General features: G+C 66.9%; 19 protein-coding genes and 2 riboswitches. Of the genes, 5 read left to right on the top strand and 14 right to left on the bottom strand.

The genetic code is table 11. The features are described 5' to 3' along the window. Nucleotides 1-41: 41 nt before the first annotated feature. Nucleotides 42-821 carry an NYN domain-containing protein gene (locus AC5P6X_RS04005; protein ID WP_005411210.1) on the bottom strand — a complete coding sequence of 260 codons (780 nt, stop codon included), beginning with the start codon at nt 819-821 and terminating at the stop codon, nt 42-44. Nucleotides 822-944: 123 nt separating this feature from the next. Here AC5P6X_RS04005 and AC5P6X_RS04000 point away from each other — a divergent pair, with 123 nt between their 5' ends. Beyond that, nucleotides 945-2225: an NAD(P)/FAD-dependent oxidoreductase gene (locus AC5P6X_RS04000; protein ID WP_099605095.1), complete on the top strand. Its 1281-nt coding sequence runs from the start codon at nt 945-947 to the stop codon at nt 2223-2225. Nucleotides 2226-2313: 88 nt separating this feature from the next. Here AC5P6X_RS04000 and AC5P6X_RS03995 read toward each other — a convergent pair whose 3' ends face one another. The 3 genes from AC5P6X_RS03995 to AC5P6X_RS03985 form a co-directional block, all read right to left on the bottom strand. Then, entirely contained in the window at nt 2314-2769 is a 456-nt protein-coding gene (locus AC5P6X_RS03995) for a hypothetical protein (RefSeq protein WP_049450292.1), read from the bottom strand. Nucleotides 2770-2774: 5 nt separating this feature from the next. After that, nucleotides 2775-3206, bottom strand: a complete 432-nt coding sequence (locus AC5P6X_RS03990; RefSeq protein ID WP_005411213.1) for a nuclear transport factor 2 family protein — start codon at nt 3204-3206, stop codon at nt 2775-2777. Nucleotides 3207-3277: 71 nt separating this feature from the next. Continuing rightward, the gene (locus AC5P6X_RS03985; protein ID WP_049450289.1) at nt 3278-3553 is read right to left on the bottom strand and encodes a GIY-YIG nuclease family protein; all 276 of its coding nucleotides are present in this window, start codon (nt 3551-3553) and stop codon (nt 3278-3280) included. Between the two features lie 40 nt (nt 3554-3593). Next, a riboswitch (glycine riboswitch) is annotated at nt 3594-3683 on the top strand. A gap of 13 nt (nt 3684-3696) precedes the next feature. Next, a riboswitch (glycine riboswitch) is annotated at nt 3697-3802 on the top strand. A gap of 82 nt (nt 3803-3884) precedes the next feature. On the opposite strand from AC5P6X_RS03985, the gene AC5P6X_RS03980 reads away from it, so the two are divergent. Beyond that, nucleotides 3885-4502 (top strand): trimeric intracellular cation channel family protein, encoded by a 618-nt coding sequence (locus AC5P6X_RS03980; RefSeq protein WP_005411215.1) that lies wholly within the window; start codon nt 3885-3887, stop codon nt 4500-4502. A gap of 168 nt (nt 4503-4670) precedes the next feature. Here AC5P6X_RS03980 and AC5P6X_RS03975 read toward each other — a convergent pair whose 3' ends face one another. The 7 genes from AC5P6X_RS03975 to AC5P6X_RS03945 form a co-directional block, all read right to left on the bottom strand. Continuing rightward, on the bottom strand, nt 4671-5744 hold the full coding sequence (locus AC5P6X_RS03975; RefSeq protein WP_005411216.1) for a 3-deoxy-7-phosphoheptulonate synthase: 1074 nt from the start codon (nt 5742-5744) through the stop codon (nt 4671-4673). 295 nt (nt 5745-6039) lie between these two features. Beyond that, nucleotides 6040-6297 carry a hypothetical protein gene (locus AC5P6X_RS03970; protein ID WP_005411217.1) on the bottom strand — a complete coding sequence of 86 codons (258 nt, stop codon included), beginning with the start codon at nt 6295-6297 and terminating at the stop codon, nt 6040-6042. Between the two features lie 112 nt (nt 6298-6409). Further along, nucleotides 6410-6748 carry a DUF6616 family protein gene (locus tag AC5P6X_RS03965; RefSeq protein ID WP_005411218.1) on the bottom strand — a complete coding sequence of 113 codons (339 nt, stop codon included), beginning with the start codon at nt 6746-6748 and terminating at the stop codon, nt 6410-6412. Nucleotides 6749-6795: 47 nt separating this feature from the next. Continuing rightward, nucleotides 6796-7536, bottom strand: coding sequence for a DNA alkylation repair protein (locus AC5P6X_RS03960; protein WP_005411219.1), 741 nt, complete (start codon nt 7534-7536; stop codon nt 6796-6798). Beyond that, nucleotides 7533-8033, bottom strand: coding sequence for a MarR family winged helix-turn-helix transcriptional regulator (locus AC5P6X_RS03955; RefSeq protein ID WP_005414623.1), 501 nt, complete (start codon nt 8031-8033; stop codon nt 7533-7535). The genes AC5P6X_RS03960 and AC5P6X_RS03955 overlap by 4 nt, the downstream gene beginning before the upstream one ends. Nucleotides 8034-8105: 72 nt before the next feature. Then, nucleotides 8106-9404, bottom strand: coding sequence for a sensor histidine kinase (locus tag AC5P6X_RS03950; RefSeq protein ID WP_285311383.1), 1299 nt, complete (start codon nt 9402-9404; stop codon nt 8106-8108). A 32-nt stretch (nt 9405-9436) separates the two neighbouring features. Then, the gene (locus AC5P6X_RS03945; RefSeq protein WP_005411222.1) at nt 9437-10144 is read right to left on the bottom strand and encodes a response regulator; all 708 of its coding nucleotides are present in this window, start codon (nt 10142-10144) and stop codon (nt 9437-9439) included. A gap of 106 nt (nt 10145-10250) precedes the next feature. On the opposite strand from AC5P6X_RS03945, the gene AC5P6X_RS03940 reads away from it, so the two are divergent. Together AC5P6X_RS03940 and AC5P6X_RS03935 are read left to right on the top strand one after the other, a co-directional pair. Further along, complete coding sequence (locus AC5P6X_RS03940) at nt 10251-11180, top strand: aspartyl protease family protein (protein WP_049419070.1); 930 nt, start codon at nt 10251-10253, stop codon at nt 11178-11180. Nucleotides 11181-11247: 67 nt separating this feature from the next. After that, nucleotides 11248-12411: a serine hydrolase domain-containing protein gene (locus AC5P6X_RS03935; RefSeq protein ID WP_329752838.1), complete on the top strand. Its 1164-nt coding sequence runs from the start codon at nt 11248-11250 to the stop codon at nt 12409-12411. Between the two features lie 28 nt (nt 12412-12439). On the opposite strand, the gene AC5P6X_RS03930 is transcribed toward AC5P6X_RS03935, so the two are convergent. The 3 genes from AC5P6X_RS03930 to AC5P6X_RS03920 all read right to left on the bottom strand — a co-directional run bounded on the left by AC5P6X_RS03930 (nt 12440) and on the right by AC5P6X_RS03920 (nt 15205). Next, on the bottom strand, nt 12440-13051 hold the full coding sequence (locus tag AC5P6X_RS03930) for a DUF6445 family protein (protein WP_005411225.1): 612 nt from the start codon (nt 13049-13051) through the stop codon (nt 12440-12442). A gap of 135 nt (nt 13052-13186) precedes the next feature. Beyond that, nucleotides 13187-14836, bottom strand: a complete 1650-nt coding sequence (groL, locus tag AC5P6X_RS03925; RefSeq protein ID WP_005411226.1) for a chaperonin GroEL — start codon at nt 14834-14836, stop codon at nt 13187-13189. An 81-nt stretch (nt 14837-14917) separates the two neighbouring features. Then, a complete protein-coding gene (locus tag AC5P6X_RS03920; RefSeq protein ID WP_005411227.1) occupies nt 14918-15205 on the bottom strand; it encodes a co-chaperone GroES in 288 nt (95 codons plus the stop codon). A 311-nt stretch (nt 15206-15516) separates the two neighbouring features. Here AC5P6X_RS03920 and AC5P6X_RS03915 point away from each other — a divergent pair, with 311 nt between their 5' ends. Then, on the top strand, nt 15517-17307 hold the full coding sequence (locus AC5P6X_RS03915; RefSeq protein WP_005414629.1) for an endonuclease: 1791 nt from the start codon (nt 15517-15519) through the stop codon (nt 17305-17307). The last annotated feature ends 42 nt before the right edge of the window (nt 17308-17349 follow it).

The raw sequence follows: 17349 nt of genomic DNA, 5'->3' as shown, positions 1-17349 counted from the left end.
GCGGCCGGCACTACCGGTTCCTCGCTGGCCAGCGGCCGGCATTACCGGTTCTTTTTCGGCAGCGCGCGCACGTAGGACGACTTGCCATCCTTCTTCAGTTCGAACAGGCCGATCGCTGCCAGCAGATCGCTGAGCTTGCCGTAGCCGTAGTTGCGCGGGTCGAACGACGCCTGGTTGCCGATCTGGCTGCCGACCGGGCCGAGGTGCGACCAGCCATCCTCGCCCTCGGCCGCGGACACCGCGCGGCGCAGCATCTTCACCAGCCGCGTGTCGCTGCGCATTTCCGCACCGCTCTTGCGCGGGCGCGCATCGTCGTTGGCCACCGGCTCGTTCGAGGCCTGTTCGCTGGATGCCTGTTCGGTATCCGGCACGCTGGCGTGGGTCTGGCCCAGTGCTTCCAGGTAGGTGAATTTCGAGCACGCGTTGACGAACGGCTCGGGTGTTTTCTTCTCGCCGAAACCGTACACCTTCACGCCATCGGTCAGCAGGCGCATCACCATCGGGGTGAAGTCCGCATCGCTGGAGACGATGGCAAAGCCATCCAGGTTGCGTGCGTACAGCAGGTCCATGGCATCGATCACCATCGCCATGTCCGAGGCATTCTTGCCCTTGCTGTAGGCGAACTGCTGGATGGGACGGATCGCATACTCATGCAGCACCGCTTCCCACCCCTTCAGTCGCGGGCTCTTCCAGTTGCCATAGGCGCGGCGCACGTTGGCCACCCCATAGCGGGCCACTTCGGCCAACACCTCGTCGATCTTCGAGGCCGGCGCATTGTCGGCGTCGATCAACAGGGCGATGCGCTTTTCCGGTTCGCTCATGGACTCCTCGCGGGCGGTTGCCTGAACCCGAGTATCGCCGATCCACGCGGGCGCTGACGTGACAGGCGGCCGCCGTGCGAAGATGCCAGGCGCTTCCCCCAATGCCCCCACTGGAGTGAGTCGATGAGTCGCGAGCGCGTTCCCCACCTGGTTGTTGTCGGCGGCGGTTTTGCCGGTCTCTGGGCCACCCGTGCCCTGGCCCGCGAGCGCATACGCATCACCCTGGTCGACCGCCGCAACCATCATCTGTTCCAGCCGCTGCTGTACCAGGTGGCCACCGCCGGCCTGTCCGCGCCGGATATCGCTGCACCACTGCGCCATATCCTCGGCCACCAGCGCAACGTGGAAGTCCGCCTCGGCGAAGTGGTCGCCATCGACAAGCAGTCCCGGCAGATCCGCATGGCCGATGGCAGCACGCTGGACTACGACAGCCTGCTGCTGGCCACCGGCGCCACCCACGCCTACTTCGGCAACGACCAGTGGGCCGATGATGCGCCCGGCCTGAAGACGCTGGACGATGCGATCGCGCTGCGCCGCAAGCTGCTGCTGGCGTTCGAGCGTGCCGAAGCAGAACCGGACCCGGCGAAGAAGGCCGCGTGGCTGAGCTTCGCGGTGGTCGGTGGCGGTCCCACCGGTGTTGAACTGGCCGGCACCCTGGCCGAGATCGCGCGGCATACATTGCGCAATGAGTTCCGCCACATTGATCCGGCCAGCGCCAAGGTGCGGCTGGTCGAAGCCGGCCCGCGCGTGCTGTCCTCGTTCCCGGAAGTGCTTTCGCTGAAAGCACGGCGGCAGCTGGAAAAGCTGGGCGTGGAAGTGCTGACCGGTACCCCGGTGAGCGACATCGACAGCCAGGGCTTCACGCTCGGTGACCAGTTCGTGCCGGCCCGCACCGTGGTCTGGGCCGCCGGCGTGGCCGCTTCACCGCTGGCGCGCACGCTGGACGTGCCACTGGACCGCGCCGGCCGCGTGCCGGTGCAACCGGACCTGACCCTGCCCGATCACCCGGAGCTGTTCGTGGCCGGTGACCTGGCCGCACTGAGCCAGGCCAACGGCAAGCCGGTACCCGGCGTGGCGCCCGCCGCCAAGCAGATGGGCAAATACGTGGCCGAGGTGATCCGTGCACGCCTGCACGGCAAGCCCGAGCCCGGCCCGTTCAAGTACGCCGACTACGGCAACCTGGCCACTATCGGTCGCATGGCCGCGATCGTGCACCTGGGGCGGCTGCAGCTGTCGGGCGTGCTGGCCTGGTGGTTCTGGCTGGCCGCGCACGTGTTCTTCCTGATCGGCTTCCGCAACCGCATCGTAGTGCTGCTGAACTGGGCCGTGGCGTACTGGAGCTACCAGCGCAGCGCGCGCATCATCTTCGGTGATGACCAGGAAGACCGGCGACCCCGACGGTAGTGCCGGCCGCTGGCCGGCTGCCGCGCGGTCCGTCCCCTCTCCGCAGGAAAGGGCTCTGACTCCAACATCATCCATGCATGGCGTGGATCTACCGCTTCATCGGGCCGCCGGGCACCCGCCGTTTCGACCATGCGCGGCAGAAGTCCTCCTTCCTTGCGGTGTCGGCAATCTGCGCGGCACTCCAGTTGCGGGTAATCCAGATCGTCAGTGCCGTGCTGCTCAGATGCCAGCGCAGCATGTCGTGCCGTGGCTGCCGCCAAAGATGGCGGCGGGCAATCCAGAACGCCTCCCGTTCCACCTCTGGCACCTTCTTCTTCATCGCGTCGTCGTCGAAGAACTGCGCGGCGAAACTCCAGGGATTCATCGGCTGAAATCCTGTTCGCGGTTCACTGCTGCACGCAGCCACACCACTGGGCGCACGGTCTGCTGGCTTCGGCCAACCGCCCACCAGGGCAAGCCCGAGCAGGTACAGCAGGCCAGGCAGCAGTGCGATGCCGGCGGCCAATACGACGACGGAGACCCATGCCTTACCGGCGGCACGCATCGTGCTCACTTCGCCTTCGGTTTCGGGTACCACAACGCATTGACGATGACCCAGCGCTGGTCGAAGCGCCCCATGTGGAAGTAATCGACGAACCACGGCGTTTCCAATCGCACCGAGGCGGCATTGCCGGTCACGTCCAGCACCGTGCAGCGGCGGTCCCATTGATCCTTCGGGGTTTTCAGCGCGCCCTGCTTCGTCAGCGCGACCAGTTCTTCCTTCGACATGCGGCGCAGGCCCAGCCGCTCGTCGGGCGTATCGCCGAGGACCGCGCGCTTGGCCAGGTCCGGGTGCAGGGAGCGGGCGACGCGCTGCGGGTCGGCCTCCAGCTGGCCGTCGACGTAGTCATGGCAGGTGGCTTCGATGGCCGCGAGGGTGGCCGGGTCGGCAGCGGGACTGGTTGACGCGGAGAGAGCGAACAACAGGGCGACGGTGGACATCCGGGTCTCCAGCGCTGAGGGCTGGGCGATCATCGCATGGCGGCACAGAGGCATCCATGTATGCCATGGATCTACAGGGACCGAGCATCCACCGCCTGCAGCCAGGCCAGCTTGCGTTCGCGCGGCTGCTGCTTGAGCTGCCATTCGGCGCGGGAGGCGGCGGCCCGGTCCGGGTACTCGCGCACGGCCAGCACCCGCAGCGGCGGCCGGGCCCGGGTGTAGCGCGCGCCCTTGCCAGCCTGGTGGGCGGCGAAACGCGCGTCCACGTCGGTGCTGATGCCGGCGTAATAGCTGCCATCGCGACATTCGAGCAGGTACAGGAACCACGGGCGGAGGGACGGGGCCATGCCCGGATTATGCCGTGCTGCACTGCAGCGGATATACTGGCGCCCGAATGCAGGAGAGAGGCGCCGCGCTGGCGCCCGCCGAAGGCGCAGGCTCCCATGATCGCTCAGGCCGGTGGGCTGGAATCCCACCAACCATGCATTCGACTCGCCGAGCTGGAGAGAGGTCACCGGGCATGCCCGGGACGATCCGCCGAAGGGGCACGCGGCCCATGCCGCTGAACTCTCAGGCAAAAGGACAGCGGGAGCGGCACCGGTCATCGTCATTCCGTCATTGCGCAGGCAATGGCGGCGTCCGCGCATGGCCGGCCCCACCGCGCCCGGAGCCTGCCCCATGCTGCTGTCCATCATCTACCTGATCGCCATTTCCGCCGAAGCCATGACCGGCGCGCTGTCCGCCGGCCGCCGCCGCATGGACCTGTTCGGCGTGGTCATGATCGCCTGCGTCACCGCACTCGGCGGTGGTTCACTGCGCGACATCCTGCTCGGCCACTACCCGCTGGGCTGGGTGAAGCATCCCGAGTACCTGGGCTTCACCGTGTGCGCGGCGCTGATCGCCACCTGGGTGGCGCGCTGGATGCACCACTTCCGCCGCACCTTCCTGGTGCTCGATGGCCTGGGCCTGATCGCCTTCACCCTGATCGGCTGCTCGATTGCGCGCGAAGCCGGCCATGCGATGCCGATCGTGCTGATCGCCGGCATGCTGACCGGCGCGTTCGGCGGCGTGCTGCGCGACATCCTCTGCAACGAGGTGCCGCTGATCTTCCAGAAGGAGCTGTACGCGATCATCGCGCTGCTGACCGGCGCGGCCTACCTGTTGCTGCTGCACTGGGGCGTGGCCGACGCCACCGCGATCCTGTGCTGCCTCGGCGGCGGCTTCGCGCTACGCCTGCTGGCGATCCACTACCGCTGGGAAATGCCGAAGTTCGTGTACCACGACGAAGTGCATTGAGGTTCGCGCGGCGGAATCCGCACCACCCCGGCGATGTACCTGGCGCTGTCGCTCATGCGCAGCGCCAGGCGCATCGCCGGTGCAGATGGGCCGGTCTCCAACTCCGACCGGCCCTGATCGCGGCCGCACCCCCGCAGGCGCTGGCCGCCATCCACACACGTGCCGCAGTCAAGCGGCTTCGGACACCTTCACGTCGCGACGGGCGCGCACGGCCGCGGCCAGTCGCTCCAGCACCGTCACGGTGGTGTCCCAGTCGATGCAGCCATCGGTGATGCTCTGCCCGTAGACCAGCGGTTGGCCTTCCACCAGTTCCTGGCGACCACCGACCAGATGGCTCTCGATCATCACACCGACGATGCGCTGTTCACCGTCTTCCAACTGAACGGCGATGTCCTCGATCACCTTCGGCTGGTTGTCCGGATTCTTCAGGCTGTTGGCATGGCTGGCGTCGATCATCAGACGAGTCGGCAGCTTGGCCTTGGCCAGCGCCTGGCAGGCCTCGGCGACACTGCCTGCATCGTAGTTCGGCTGCTTGCCGCCGCGCAGGATCACATGGCAATCCGGGTTGCCAGTGGTCGACACGATGGCGGTGCCGCCCTGCTTGGTGACCGACAGGAAGTGATGCGGATTGGAGGCCGCACCCACCGCGTCGGCGGCGATCTTCACGTTGCCATCGGTGCCGTTCTTGAAGCCGACCGGGCACGACAGCCCCGAGGCCAGTTCGCGGTGCACCTGGCTTTCGGTGGTGCGCGCACCAATGGCGCCCCAGGCCACCAGATCGGCGATGTATTGCGGCGAGATCACGTCGAGGAACTCGACGCCGGCCGGCAGGCCGAGCTTGTTGATGTCGCGCAGCAGGCCACGGGCGATGCGCAGGCCCTTGTCGATCCTGAAGCTGCCGTCCAGGTCCGGATCGTTGATCAGGCCCTTCCAGCCCACCGTGGTGCGCGGCTTCTCGAAGTACACGCGCATCACGATTTCAAGTTCCCCGGCCAGCGCGTCACGCAGCGGCTTCAGGCGCTGGGCGTACTCGATGGCGGCCTTCGGGTCGTGGATCGAGCATGGGCCAACCACCACCGCCAGGCGGTCGTCACGGCCATGCAGGATCTGGTGCAGGGCCGCGCGCGAGGCGCTGACGGTGTCGGAGGCTTCATCGTCACACGGCAGCATCGCCAGCAGCTGGGCAGGCGGTGTCAGCGGTTCGATGGTGCGGATACGCAGGTCGTCGGTGTGCGGGGGCATTGGGGGAGGTCTCCGGAACGTTGGGGGTCCCCAGCGTGGCAGCATGAAAAAAGCCGCCAGGTTCGCTGGCGGCTTTCGGGAATGCGTCTGAAGCTTTCTTCAGGGTGAGCGCAGTCCTTCCTCCGCCAGTGGCTTCGGAAAGTAATACCAGTAAAAGCGGGTGGCGGCTGCGTTCATGGGTTGTATTGATAGCACAGCTTTTGCGCAGTGCAAAATGTTTCATCCGCAACTGGGGACGCGGTTCAGCGAGATGCGCGCCAGCCCTGCCCACGCGGCGGCACCCACGCAACGTCGCTCATTTGCCATGCACTTCCACGTCCAGCAGCAGGCCCTCATGGATGTCGGCCCAGCGTTCCAGCACGCGATCCAGTTCCTGCCGGGCCTCGTCCAGCTGCTCGGGGTTGAGCAGGGAACGCGCGGTGTAGAGATCGGAAACCAAGCGCCGCAGGGCCGATTCCTGGATGGCCACCGACGGCCCCTCCAGCCCCGGCAACTGCAACGCCGGGCTGTCGCCAAGAGGGCCGAACAGCGTGACCTGGAGCGTGCTCTGCATGATCGACCTTCCTGCGGATGGACATGGGCAATGTCCTGTTTACCGCGTCTGCGTGACAGGCGCATGTGCCACCCATGCCCAGCACCGGGATCTGCCGGCGTCTGCCGCCCCGCTACAAGGCCGCCAGGTCGGCAAGGTGCTGGGCCATGCTGTCCATCGCGCCTACCGCCTGGGTGGTGGTGAAGTACTCATGCCAGCCGGTAGCGGCAATGCCGGCCATCAACGCATCGACCTCCTCGCGGCTTGCGCAGCGCCAGACCGCATAGAACTGCTCATCGCTGCCGTGCGGTACGCCCGAGGCAATGCGGCCCATCGCCAGCGGCGTGATGCGGACCGGATCGAACTGCTGCATGCCGGCGCCGATACGGGCGAAGAAGGCGTTCCGCTGCTCGGGCGGAAGTGTGGTCCAGGCAGGAGTGGCGGTGTAGAGCTCGATGAAGGTGTGCGACATGGTGGTTCTTCCTTGAGGGTTCGGGGGTTGCCGGCCAGCGGCCGGCACTACCGGAGCGAGCGCAGCGCGCGTTTGCGGATGTAGGCGTTGGCGTCGCTGTGGCGCTCATGCTGCCAACGCGTACACAGCTGGCGCAGCCACTGCGGCTGGGTCTTGCCGGCATCGTTGAGCCAATTTCCGACCGAATCCTGCACATAGCGTTCCGGATCGTCGGCCAGTGCTTCCAGCAGCGCGGATGCATGTTCCGGGTGCTGCTTGAACAGTGCGATATGCGTGGCCCAGACACCGCGCGGACGCAGTGCTTCGCAGGCGAAGCGGCGCAGGTACGGCGATGTTTCCTGTGACCACGGTTGCAGGTGCTCCAGCGCCTGCAGTGGTGCGGCAACGATGTCCGTGCGTAGTGCCAGCCACGCCCATTCGCGCACACCGAAATGGGGGTCATCGGCCAGTGTGCGCATCTGCTGCAGCTTCCCTGCCAGCGTTGCGCGGGCATCGCTGCCGATCAGGTAGCAGGCCCAGCCGCGCACGGTATCGGAGCTGTGATGCTGCCAGAGCGCAGGCGCCCCCTGCCCCGCCTCACGCAGCAGTTGCGCAGCCAGGGCCATGCGCAGCGTGATGCCCTTGCCTGAGGCGTCCCGCATGCGTTGCAGCGCCTCCGGTGCAAGCGCAGGCGCCACCACCTGCAGCAGCGCGGCAAAATCCACTGCCAGGCATTCTGCCAGATGGGTGGCGGGGACGCGGCCGGTGTTGAGTGCTTGCCGGCGTTCCGCAGGAATGGCCGTGCTCATGCTGCGGATTCCCGCCCGGCGTCCGTGTGCTGCCAGACCTTGTGCAGCAGCTGTGACAGCTGCTGCTGTTCATCAGCATCCAGGCCGTTGAACAGCCCACCGATCCATTGCGTGTGCTGCTCGAACAGCGATTCGGCCAAACGCTTTCCCGGTGCGGTCAGCACGATCTGCAGGCGGCGGCCATCCCCGTCATCGTTGCGACGCTGCAGCAGGCCTTCGCGCTGCAGGCCATCGAGCAGGCCGCTGATGGTGGCGCGGGTCACGCCGGCGCGCTCGGCCAGCACATGCGGCGGCAGTGCGCCACCGGCCCCGTGCAACAGGAACAGCACGATGAAGCGACCCTCGCTGAGCCCATGCGGTGCCAGCCGCGCGGCGCAGTCGCGATCGATCGACGAGGACAGCGAGAGCAGCTGGAAACACAGGCGCAGCGGCGCGATGTTGGCGTGACCGCGTCGCTGCGCTTCCTCGATCAGGGCATGGTGCTTGGCTTCGATCATCTCACGCACGTGATATGGTTAGGTGGCTAATCATACAGCCGAACAGCCGCTGCCTGTAAACCACAGCCGATATCAGGTGAACTTTCCCAGCAGCAGGCACGCAACCAGCCCGCCGCCCTCCCGGTGCAGCAGCTGCAGTTCGCCCGCGTGCCGCCTCGCCACATTGGCGGCCACTGCCAGCCCAAGTCCCGCACCACCGGTGGTGCGACTACGAGAACGCTCGCTGCGCTGGAACGGTTGCAGCAGGCGTACTCGGTCGCCCTCGGCGATACCTGGGCCCCGATCCATCACCTCCAGCTGGACCCCTCGCTCAACCACGGCAAGCCGCAGTTCCACCGCCCCGGCATAGCGATCGGCATTGTCGATAAGGTTGTCGAACGCGCGCCGAAGCAGCAGCGCGTCGCCGTGCCAGGGCAGACTGTCCGGCCCCTGGATGGAGATCTCGACACCGCGCAGCAACGCTGCCTGCACGCACTCCTCCAGCAGCGCGGCCAGATCCAGCGGGCGCATCTGCAACGGCTGCAATTCGCCGCGTGCGTAATCGAGCACCTGCTCGATCATCGTGTCCATGCGCTCGATGTCCGCCACCATCCGGGCCGCCTGTGGTGTGGGCGCGAACTCGGCGCGCAGTCGCAGGCCGGTCAATGGTGTGCGCAGGTCGTGCGCCACTGCAGCCAGCATATGGGTCATGTCCTGGGCCTGCGCACGCAGGCGCTCTCGACCGGTGCCGATCGCGGCGGCCAGCATCTGTACCTCGCGCGGGCCATCATCCGGCAGGGGCGTGTCGGCTTGCAGGTCCACACGTGCACTGGCATCGGCCAAGCGTCGTAGTGGACGCCCCAGCCGGATCGATGCCCACGCCGCCAGCGGCGCCAGCAACACGGCACCGCCCAGCAGCGCCAGTATCACCTGTCGCCGCCAAGCTGCCAGATCACTGTGATCGCTGCCGACCACCCGCCAGCGGCCATCGGCCTGGCGCACGCCCAGTTCAAACGGCGGCCATTGCATCGCGGTCAGCAGCGCGGCCTGCGCCTTCAGTACACCGACCCGCGCCGTGCCGTCGAGCACCGCGCCGCCTTCGATGACCTGCACATCAGGCGCCTTGCCCTGTCCGCTCCAGACCAGGCGCACCTCCTTCGCCGGCAAACCCATCTGCAGCGCCGCCAACTGGGTGAGCCAGTCACTGGCACTGCCCTTTGGTGGCGCATCCTGCGTCGCCAGATGCAGGCCCAGTGGTGCCGCGGCCTGCTCCCCCCGCAGCACCTGCACGGCCTGGTCCAACCGCATCGGTGGCGGCGCGGGCCGAGGCATCCAGCCAACCACGGCCACGCTGACCAGTGTCGCCAGCAGCAGGCTGGCCAGGGCCAGCATCGTGATCCAACGCGCGGTCGGCCACCGGCTGTTCACAGCACCTGGACCTCGGCGTGGAAGCGATAGCCTTCGCCACGCGATGTCTGCACCAGGGCTTCCGCACCGGGTGAGGCCTGCCCGAGCTTGCGGCGCAGGCGGCTGATCGCCAGGTCGACCGCGCGGTCGACGCTGTCACTCGGTTCGCCACGGCTCAGCTGCAGCAGCTGCTCGCGCCCCAGCACCCGCCCGGGGCGTTCGGCCAGCGCCAGCAACAGGCTGAATTCACCACGGCTGAGCACCAGCTCGTTCCCATCCGGCGCCAGCAGGCGACGTTGTTCCGGCAGCAACCGCCAACCAGAAAAGCGCAGTTCACTGGCTACCTGCGCGCGCAGCTTGTCCTGCCGGCGCAGCAGCGCGCGTACCCGCGCCAGCAGCTCGCGCGGGTCGAACGGCTTGGCCAGGTAGTCGTCCGCGCCCATCTCCAGGCCGATCACCCTGTCCGGTGCGCTGCCCATCGCCGACAGCATCAGGATCGGAATGGCCCGTGCCTGCAGCCGGCGGCAGACCGACAGGCCATCCTCACCGGGCATCATCCAGTCGAGGATGATCACGTCCGGGCGATCGACCTGCAGCAGCACGTCCAGCGCCGTCGCGTCCGCTGCCACCCGTACCTGGTAGCCATGCAGCAACAGGCAATCGGCGATGGCATCACGGATGCTGGCGTCGTCATCGACAACGATGACACGGGCGGGAGTCGTCATGCAGGCAGTATCAGGCAGGTCTGTATCAGGACGGTATCAACGCCGATATTCCCGCGATACGCCGCTGCGCGCCAATGGTCACCCATGATCACTGCGGAGACTTGCCTTGCGCCTCATCCCATTCGTCCTGCTTGCTGCCCCGCTGGCTGCGCTGGCGTCCGATTCCCCCGAACACATCCTGCCGATGTGGATGCAGGGCGGTCATCCGGCCGTGGCCGTGTCGCTGGACGGGCGTGCCGAACCGCTGCGCTTCGTGGTCGACAGCGCGGCAGGCGCCACGCTGGTCGATGACCGCGTCGTGCGGCGCTACGGTCTGGGAGATGCGGATGCGGAGGTATCGCAGGCCCAAGGGGCAAGTGCAGCCTCCGCGCGGCTGCAGCGCATACGCAGAACGTCCTGGCAGCTGGGCAGTTGGCAGCTGCAGGCCCAAGCCATGAAGGTCGATCTGTCGTCGTTGCCGAAGGACGATGATCCGGCCATTGACGGCTTGATCGGCAACGATCTGACCGGACGCTGGGACACCCGTTGGGACTTCGGCCGCAATCAACTGGCGCTGTGGACACCCGGCGGATTGAACCTGGAAGGACCGGGTTGCCAGCCCAATGCGCTGCCCGGACGCACTGACGGCCTGCGCCAGTTCGGTTTCATCATGCTTGCACTGGGCGCGCCCGCGGTGGACGCCATCGCCGTGGTCGACACCGGTGCCGCGCAGACCGTCCTCAACGCCGAAGCAGCCCGCGCACTGGGGCTGCGCACCGACGGCAGCGACGCACGGGTGCGGGTGCGTGAAAAGGGCACCGAAGGCCTGGGCGGCGGAAAGCAGGCAACCTGGCTGTACACCCTGCCCGGCATGGCCGGCAACGGCTGGCAGCACCCCTCGATGGAGGTCCGCATCAGCGAACTGCCAGTGTTCAAGGCGATCGGCCTGGAGGGCCGGCCGGCGCTGATCCTTGGTGCGGATGCAATGCGCGGCGGCCAGGTGGACATCGGTGCCGGCGCGTCCCGGATCTGCCTGCGCCGGCCGCAGGCCAGCTGACATCCGGCAATGACGCCAGCGGCAGCCTGGCGTAGCATCACCGTGCGCCCCACCAGGAGTTCCACGCATGTGCCGTGCTGCCCTGATGTTGCTGACGCTGTTCCCGCTGGCCGTGCTGGCTGCACCTCCCCCGGTACCCTCGCCGGCCCGCATCGATGCCGAAGCGCAGCGGTTGATGCAGGCCGCACAGGCGCGCGGCATGGCACTGGCGGTGATCGACGGCGGCAAGGTGGTGCACGTCGCCGCCTACGGCGAGCGCAATACCGCAGGCGAACCACTGCGCACTGATACGGTGATGTACGCCGCCTCGCTGACCAAGATGGCATTCGGCCATCTGGTCGCGCAGCTGGCGCAGGACCGCAGGATCGATCTGGATGCCAGCATCGCCACAGCGCTGGACAAGCCGTTGCCAGACTATCCGCCCGAAACGAAGAAGTACGCCGACTACAGCGTGCTGGCCGATGATGCGCGCTGGCGCCAGCTCACCCCTCGCCTGCTGCTCAACCACGCCAGTGGTTTTGCCAACTTCGCGTTTCTGGAACCGGACGGCCGGCTGAAGTTCCACTTCGATCCAGGCAGCCGCTACGGCTATTCCGGCGAAGGGCTGATCCTGCTGCAGTTCGTGATCGAACGCGGACGGCTGGGCGAGGATGTGGGTGCGTTGATGCAGCAGCGGGTATTCGACCGCTTCGGCATGACCCGCACCAGCATGATGTGGCGCGGGGACTTCGCCACCAACCTGGCCGACGGCTGGACCAAGGAGGGCACCGCCGAGCCGCACGATGAGCGCAGCCGCGTACGCGCGGCCGGTTCGATGGATACCACCATCGCCGACATGGCCCGTTTCGCCGCCGGCTACGTGCGCGGCGATGGGCTGTCAGTGACGATGCGCAAGGAGCTGGTGCGGCCGCAGCTGCCGATCACCACCGCCAGCCAGTTCCCCACCCTGCAGCCGGAGCTGCCGAAGGCGCTGCAGCGCAAGGACCTGGCGGCCGGCCTGGGGGTGGTGACTTTCCGTGGCCCGCAAGGCGCGGGCTTCTACAAGGGCGGCCACGATGATGCGGTCGGTAATACGCTGGTGTGCGTCGAGCAGCAGCAGCGCTGCGTGGTGATCCTGGGCAACGATGTGCGCGCCGAGGCGACCTTCCCGGCGATGGTGGCCTTCGTGCTGGGCGACATCGGCGTACCGTGGCAGTGGGAGTACGGCGCAGCGAAGGCATTCGTGAAGTAGATCCACGCCATGCGTGGATGATCTCCCTTCAACGCGCCTGCTCGAAGAACATCAGGTAGACCAGCCGCCCATTCTCCGGCCGGTCGCCGAAGGCCGGGCCGGCGGTATGCCAGAACCACGGGCGCAGCAGCACCAGGCGGTTGAAGCGCATCGGGATGCGCATGGTCATTTCCCACTGGCTGTCGTCGACGCTGTCGCGCTCGATGATGTCCCGATGCATGTCGCCGCCGTTGGCGTAGCCCAGCGCAGCCAGCTCGTGGGCGTTCAGCGCCATGCGCTCGGTGTTGGTGCGGCGATGGCGGAAGAACTCGGTACCCCCTTCGCAGTGCTCCGGGGCGCTGAGGTAGAGGATGCCGGACCAGTGCGAATGGTCGGTGTGCACCTTGGCGCGACCCACATCGCTGGCCAGGGTCAGCCGGAACTTGCCGTGCGACTGCAACGGATTGACCGGCCGCAGCGGCTCGTTGACCAACCGCGACGCGGCCTCGGACAGGCCGTCCAGCTCCAGCCGTTCGAGCGAATTACGCCCGGGGAATGCCCCCTCCTGCGCCGGGTAGGTCAGGCCCAGCCCGGCCTGGCGCAGGCCGTGTGCATCGGCTGGAGAGAGGAAGTCGTCGACGACGATGAACGAGGTAGGCATGGTCCTGCGAGCGTAGCGACGCGGCGCCATGGCGGCAACCGGACAACAAAAAAACCCCGCCTCGCGGCGGGGTTTTTCCTTGCATCGGGGAGACGCGCCGGCCAGGGCCGGCAACGTCCGACGCGGGCGTGGACCTTAGAAGTCCATGCCGCCCATGCCACCCATGCCGCCCATGCCACCGGCGCCGCCCATGGCCGGCTCGTCCTTCTTCGGAGCTTCGGCAACCATGGCTTCGGTGGTGATCATCAGGCCAGCGATCGAGGCCGCGTTCTGCAGCGCCGAACGGGTCACCTTGGTCGGGTCCAGGATGCCGAACTGCAGCATGTCGCCGAACTCGCCGGTAGCGGCGTTGTAGCCGAAGCTGCCGGTGCCTTCCTTGACCTTGTTGATGATGACCGACGGCTCGTCACCGGCGTTGGCAACGATCTCGCGCAGCGGGGCTTCCATCGCACGCAGGGCGATCTGGATGCCGTGGTTCTGGTCTTCGTTGGCGCCCTTCAGGCCGGCCAGCGCGGTGATCGCGCGGACCAGGGCAACGCCGCCGCCCGGAACCACGCCTTCTTCAACGGCCGCACGGGTGGCGTGCAGGGCGTCGTCGACGCGATCCTTCTTTTCCTTCATTTCGATTTCGGTCGAGGCGCCGACCTTGATCACGGCAACACCGCCGGCCAGCTTGGCCACGCGTTCCTGCAGCTTCTCGCGGTCGTAATCCGAGGAGGTGTCCTGGATCTGGGTCTTGATCTGCGCCACGCGTGCATCAACGTTGGCCTTGTCGCCGACGCCGTCGATGATGGTGGTGTTCTCCTTGGAGACCTGCACCTTCTTGGCGCGGCCCAGGTCCTTGATGGTGGCCTTCTCCAGCGACAGGCCGACTTCTTCGGAGATCACGGTGCCGCCGGTCAGCACGGCCATGTCTTCCAGCATCGCCTTGCGACGGTCGCCGAAGCCCGGGGCCTTGACGGCCACGACCTTGACGATGCCACGGATGGTGTTGACGACCAGGGTGGCCAGCGCTTCGCCTTCAACTTCCTCGGCCACGATCAGCAGCGGCTTGCCGGCCTTGGCGACGCCTTCCAGCACCGGCAGCAGGTCACGGACGTTGGAGATCTTCTTGTCGTGCAGCAGGATGAACGGGTCATCCAGGTCAGCGGTCTGCGACTGCTGGTTGTTGATGAAGTACGGCGACAGGTAGCCGCGGTCGAACTGCATGCCCTTGACCACGTCCAGCTCGTTGTCCAGGCCCGAGCCTTCTTCAACGGTGATGACGCCTTCCTTGCCGACTTCCTTCATCGCGTCAGCGATGATCTGGCCGATCGACTCGTCCGAGTTGGCCGAGATGGTACCGACCTGGGCGATCGCCTTGTCGTCGGCGGTCGGCTTGGAGATGTTCTTCAGCTCGGCGACGGCGGCCGAAACGGCCTTGTCGATACCGCGCTTGAGGTCCATCGGGTTCATGCCGGCGGCAACGGCCTTGGCGCCTTCGCGGATCAGGGCCTGGGCCAGCACGGTGGCGGTGGTGGTGCCGTCGCCGGCATCGTCGTTGGTGCGCGAAGCAACTTCCTTCACCATCTGCGCGCCCATGTTCTCGAACTTGTCAGCCAGTTCGATTTCCTTGGCGACGGAGACGCCGTCCTTGGTGATGGTCGGGGCGCCGAAGCTCTTTTCCAGCACGACGTTGCGGCCCTTCGGGCCCAGGGTGGCCTTGACGGCATTGGCGAGAACGTTGACGCCGCGCACCATGCGCGAACGGGCGTCTTCACCGAAACGAATATCCTTGGCAGCCATTGCATTTACCTCATTGGTAGCGCCGGACGGTGCCCGGCGGCTGGGAGTTTGGGATCAGGTTGAAACAGGTCGCGCCGAGGCTCAGCCGATGACGGCGAGCACGTCGTCTTCGCGCAGGACCTTGTATTCGACGCCTTCGCTCTTGTACGAGCTGCCGGCGTACTGGCCATAGATGACCTTGTCGCCGACCTTCAGCGACGGCGCGCGCACGTTGCCGTTGTCCAGCGGCTTGCCCGGGCCGACGGCCACGACCTCACCCTTGGTGGACTTTTCCTTGGCCGAGTCGGGGATGACGATGCCACCGGCGGAGATTTCGTCGGCTTCGATCGGCTTGACCACAACGCGGTCGTGCAGCGGCTTGATGCTCATAGGAGACCTCTTAAGTGATTGATTGGTCTAAAAAAGTCCGGCGATGTTAGCACTCACCCCAGGCGAGTGCCAGAACCGCACGTGAAGAAACCCGACAACGTCGGGAGCAGGGCAGAGATGGAGCCCCGCCGCCCCCTTTCAAGGGCGGAATGAAAAAATTTTTCCACCCGCGCGCCTCGGCCAAGGCGTCGGTCCTGGACAATTTCGGTGACAAGCGTCGCACTGTCAGATATCTGACGTTCATTTACGACAAAGTGTCACTGGATCAGCCTTAGGCTCGGTCAGGCATTCCCAATCACAAGGAGTAGTCGATGCGATTGCTGTCCCCGCTTGCCGCCGCCTGCCTGCTGGCACTGGCCGCGGCGCCGGCCCAGGCCGAGGTCTTCATCAACGAACTGCACTACGACGACAGCACCGCCGCCGGTGACGTCGGCGAAGCCATCGAAGTGGTCGCTACCGCAGGTGAAGACCTGTCCGGCTACCGCCTCTACCTCTACAACGGCAGCAATCCTTCGGCCGCCACGGTCTACGCCAACAACCCGGTCCCGGCCGGCACCGCCGCCGGTTGCGGCAGCGCCAGCATCGCCGTGGTCAACTACCCGACCAACGGCATCCAGAACGGCCCGAACGACGGCATCGCCCTGGTCGACGCCAGCGGCAAGGTGGTCCAGTTCCTCAGCTACGAGGGCGCCATCACCGCCTCCGGTGGCCCTGCCGCCGGCATGACCAGCCAGAACATTCCGGTGGCCGAGACCAACAGCACGGCGCCGGGCACCTCGCTGCAGCTGACCGGCAGCGGCAGCCAGTACGCCCACTTCACCTGGGCCGAGTCGGCCAGGCAGACCTTCGGCAGCTGCAACAACGGCCAGACCTTCAGTGGCGGCGGCACCCCGGGCCCGAACACGCCGCCGTCGGTGTCCACCACCACCCCGGCGCAGGGCAGCAGCACCTTCCCGGCCGCGGCCGATCTGGAAGTGGTGTTCAGCGAGACGGTGAACCTGGCCAGCGGCGCGTTCGCGCTGAGCTGCGGTACCTCCGGCAGCGTGCCGCTGACCTTCCCGGCCAGCGGACGCAGCGTGAAGCTGTCCACCAACACCGCGCTGGTGGCCGGTGAAGCCTGCCGCTTCGACATCCGCGCCGCGCGCATCACCGACCTGCAGGGCGCACACCCGGCGGCCGACAGCCGCATCGCCTTCACCGTGGCCAGCACCGGCGGCAATCCGGACCCGGGCAACCCGGGTGTGCCGGCCGGCTACTACTCCAAGGTCAACACCTCCAGCCCGAGCCAGCTGCGCTGCTCGCTGCACGCGACAATCAAGGGCCACACCGCCTACCCGTACAGCGGCTCGGGCACCAGTACCTGGACCATCCTGGAGATCGCCGACGAGGACCCGAACAACCCGAACCGCATCCTCGACGCGTATCGCAACCGCAGCTACGCCAAGGTGACCGATCGCGCCGGCAGCGGCAGTGGCCTGAAGTACAACCGCGAGCACACCTGGCCGAACTCGCTGGGTTTTGCCACCACCACGGGTGACAAGGGCCTGCCGTACGCGCCGTATACCGACACCCACATGCTGTACCTGACCGATGCACAGTGGAACGCCGACCGTGGCAACAAGCCGTTCGGCAAGTGCGACGCCAGCTGCGGCGAGCGCGCCACCGAGGCCAACAACGGCCAGGGTGGCGGCAGTGGTGGCTATCCGGGCAACTCCAACTGGGTGCGCACGCCGGACGGCAACACCGGCACGTTCGAGGTGTGGGGCAAGCGCAAGGGCGACATGGCGCGTGCGGTAATGTACATGGCGATCCGCTACGAGGGCGGCAAGGATGCAGCCACTGGCCAGTCCGAGCCGGACCTGGAGCTGACCGACGACCGCAGCAGGATCGTCAAGACCAGCAGCTCACCGGCCTACATGGGCCTGCTGTCGACGCTGATCGACTGGCACCTGTCCGACCCGCCGGATGATGCCGAGCGCGCGCGCAATGACGTGATCTACAGCTTCCAGGGCAACCGCAACCCGTTCATCGACCACCCCGAGTGGGCGACCCCTGGCCTGTTCACCTCGGCCAAGCCGGCCACCTGCCAGCTGGCCAACTGACCGCGCAACGCAGCGGTCCACGGCCGCCGCCGGGTCCTGACC

The sequence above is a fragment of the Stenotrophomonas sp. YJH_SMC_40 genome (genome assembly GCF_059368615.1).
The sequence above is the reverse complement of the archived record's forward strand: the minus strand, read 5'-3'. Positions and strand labels throughout refer to the sequence as shown.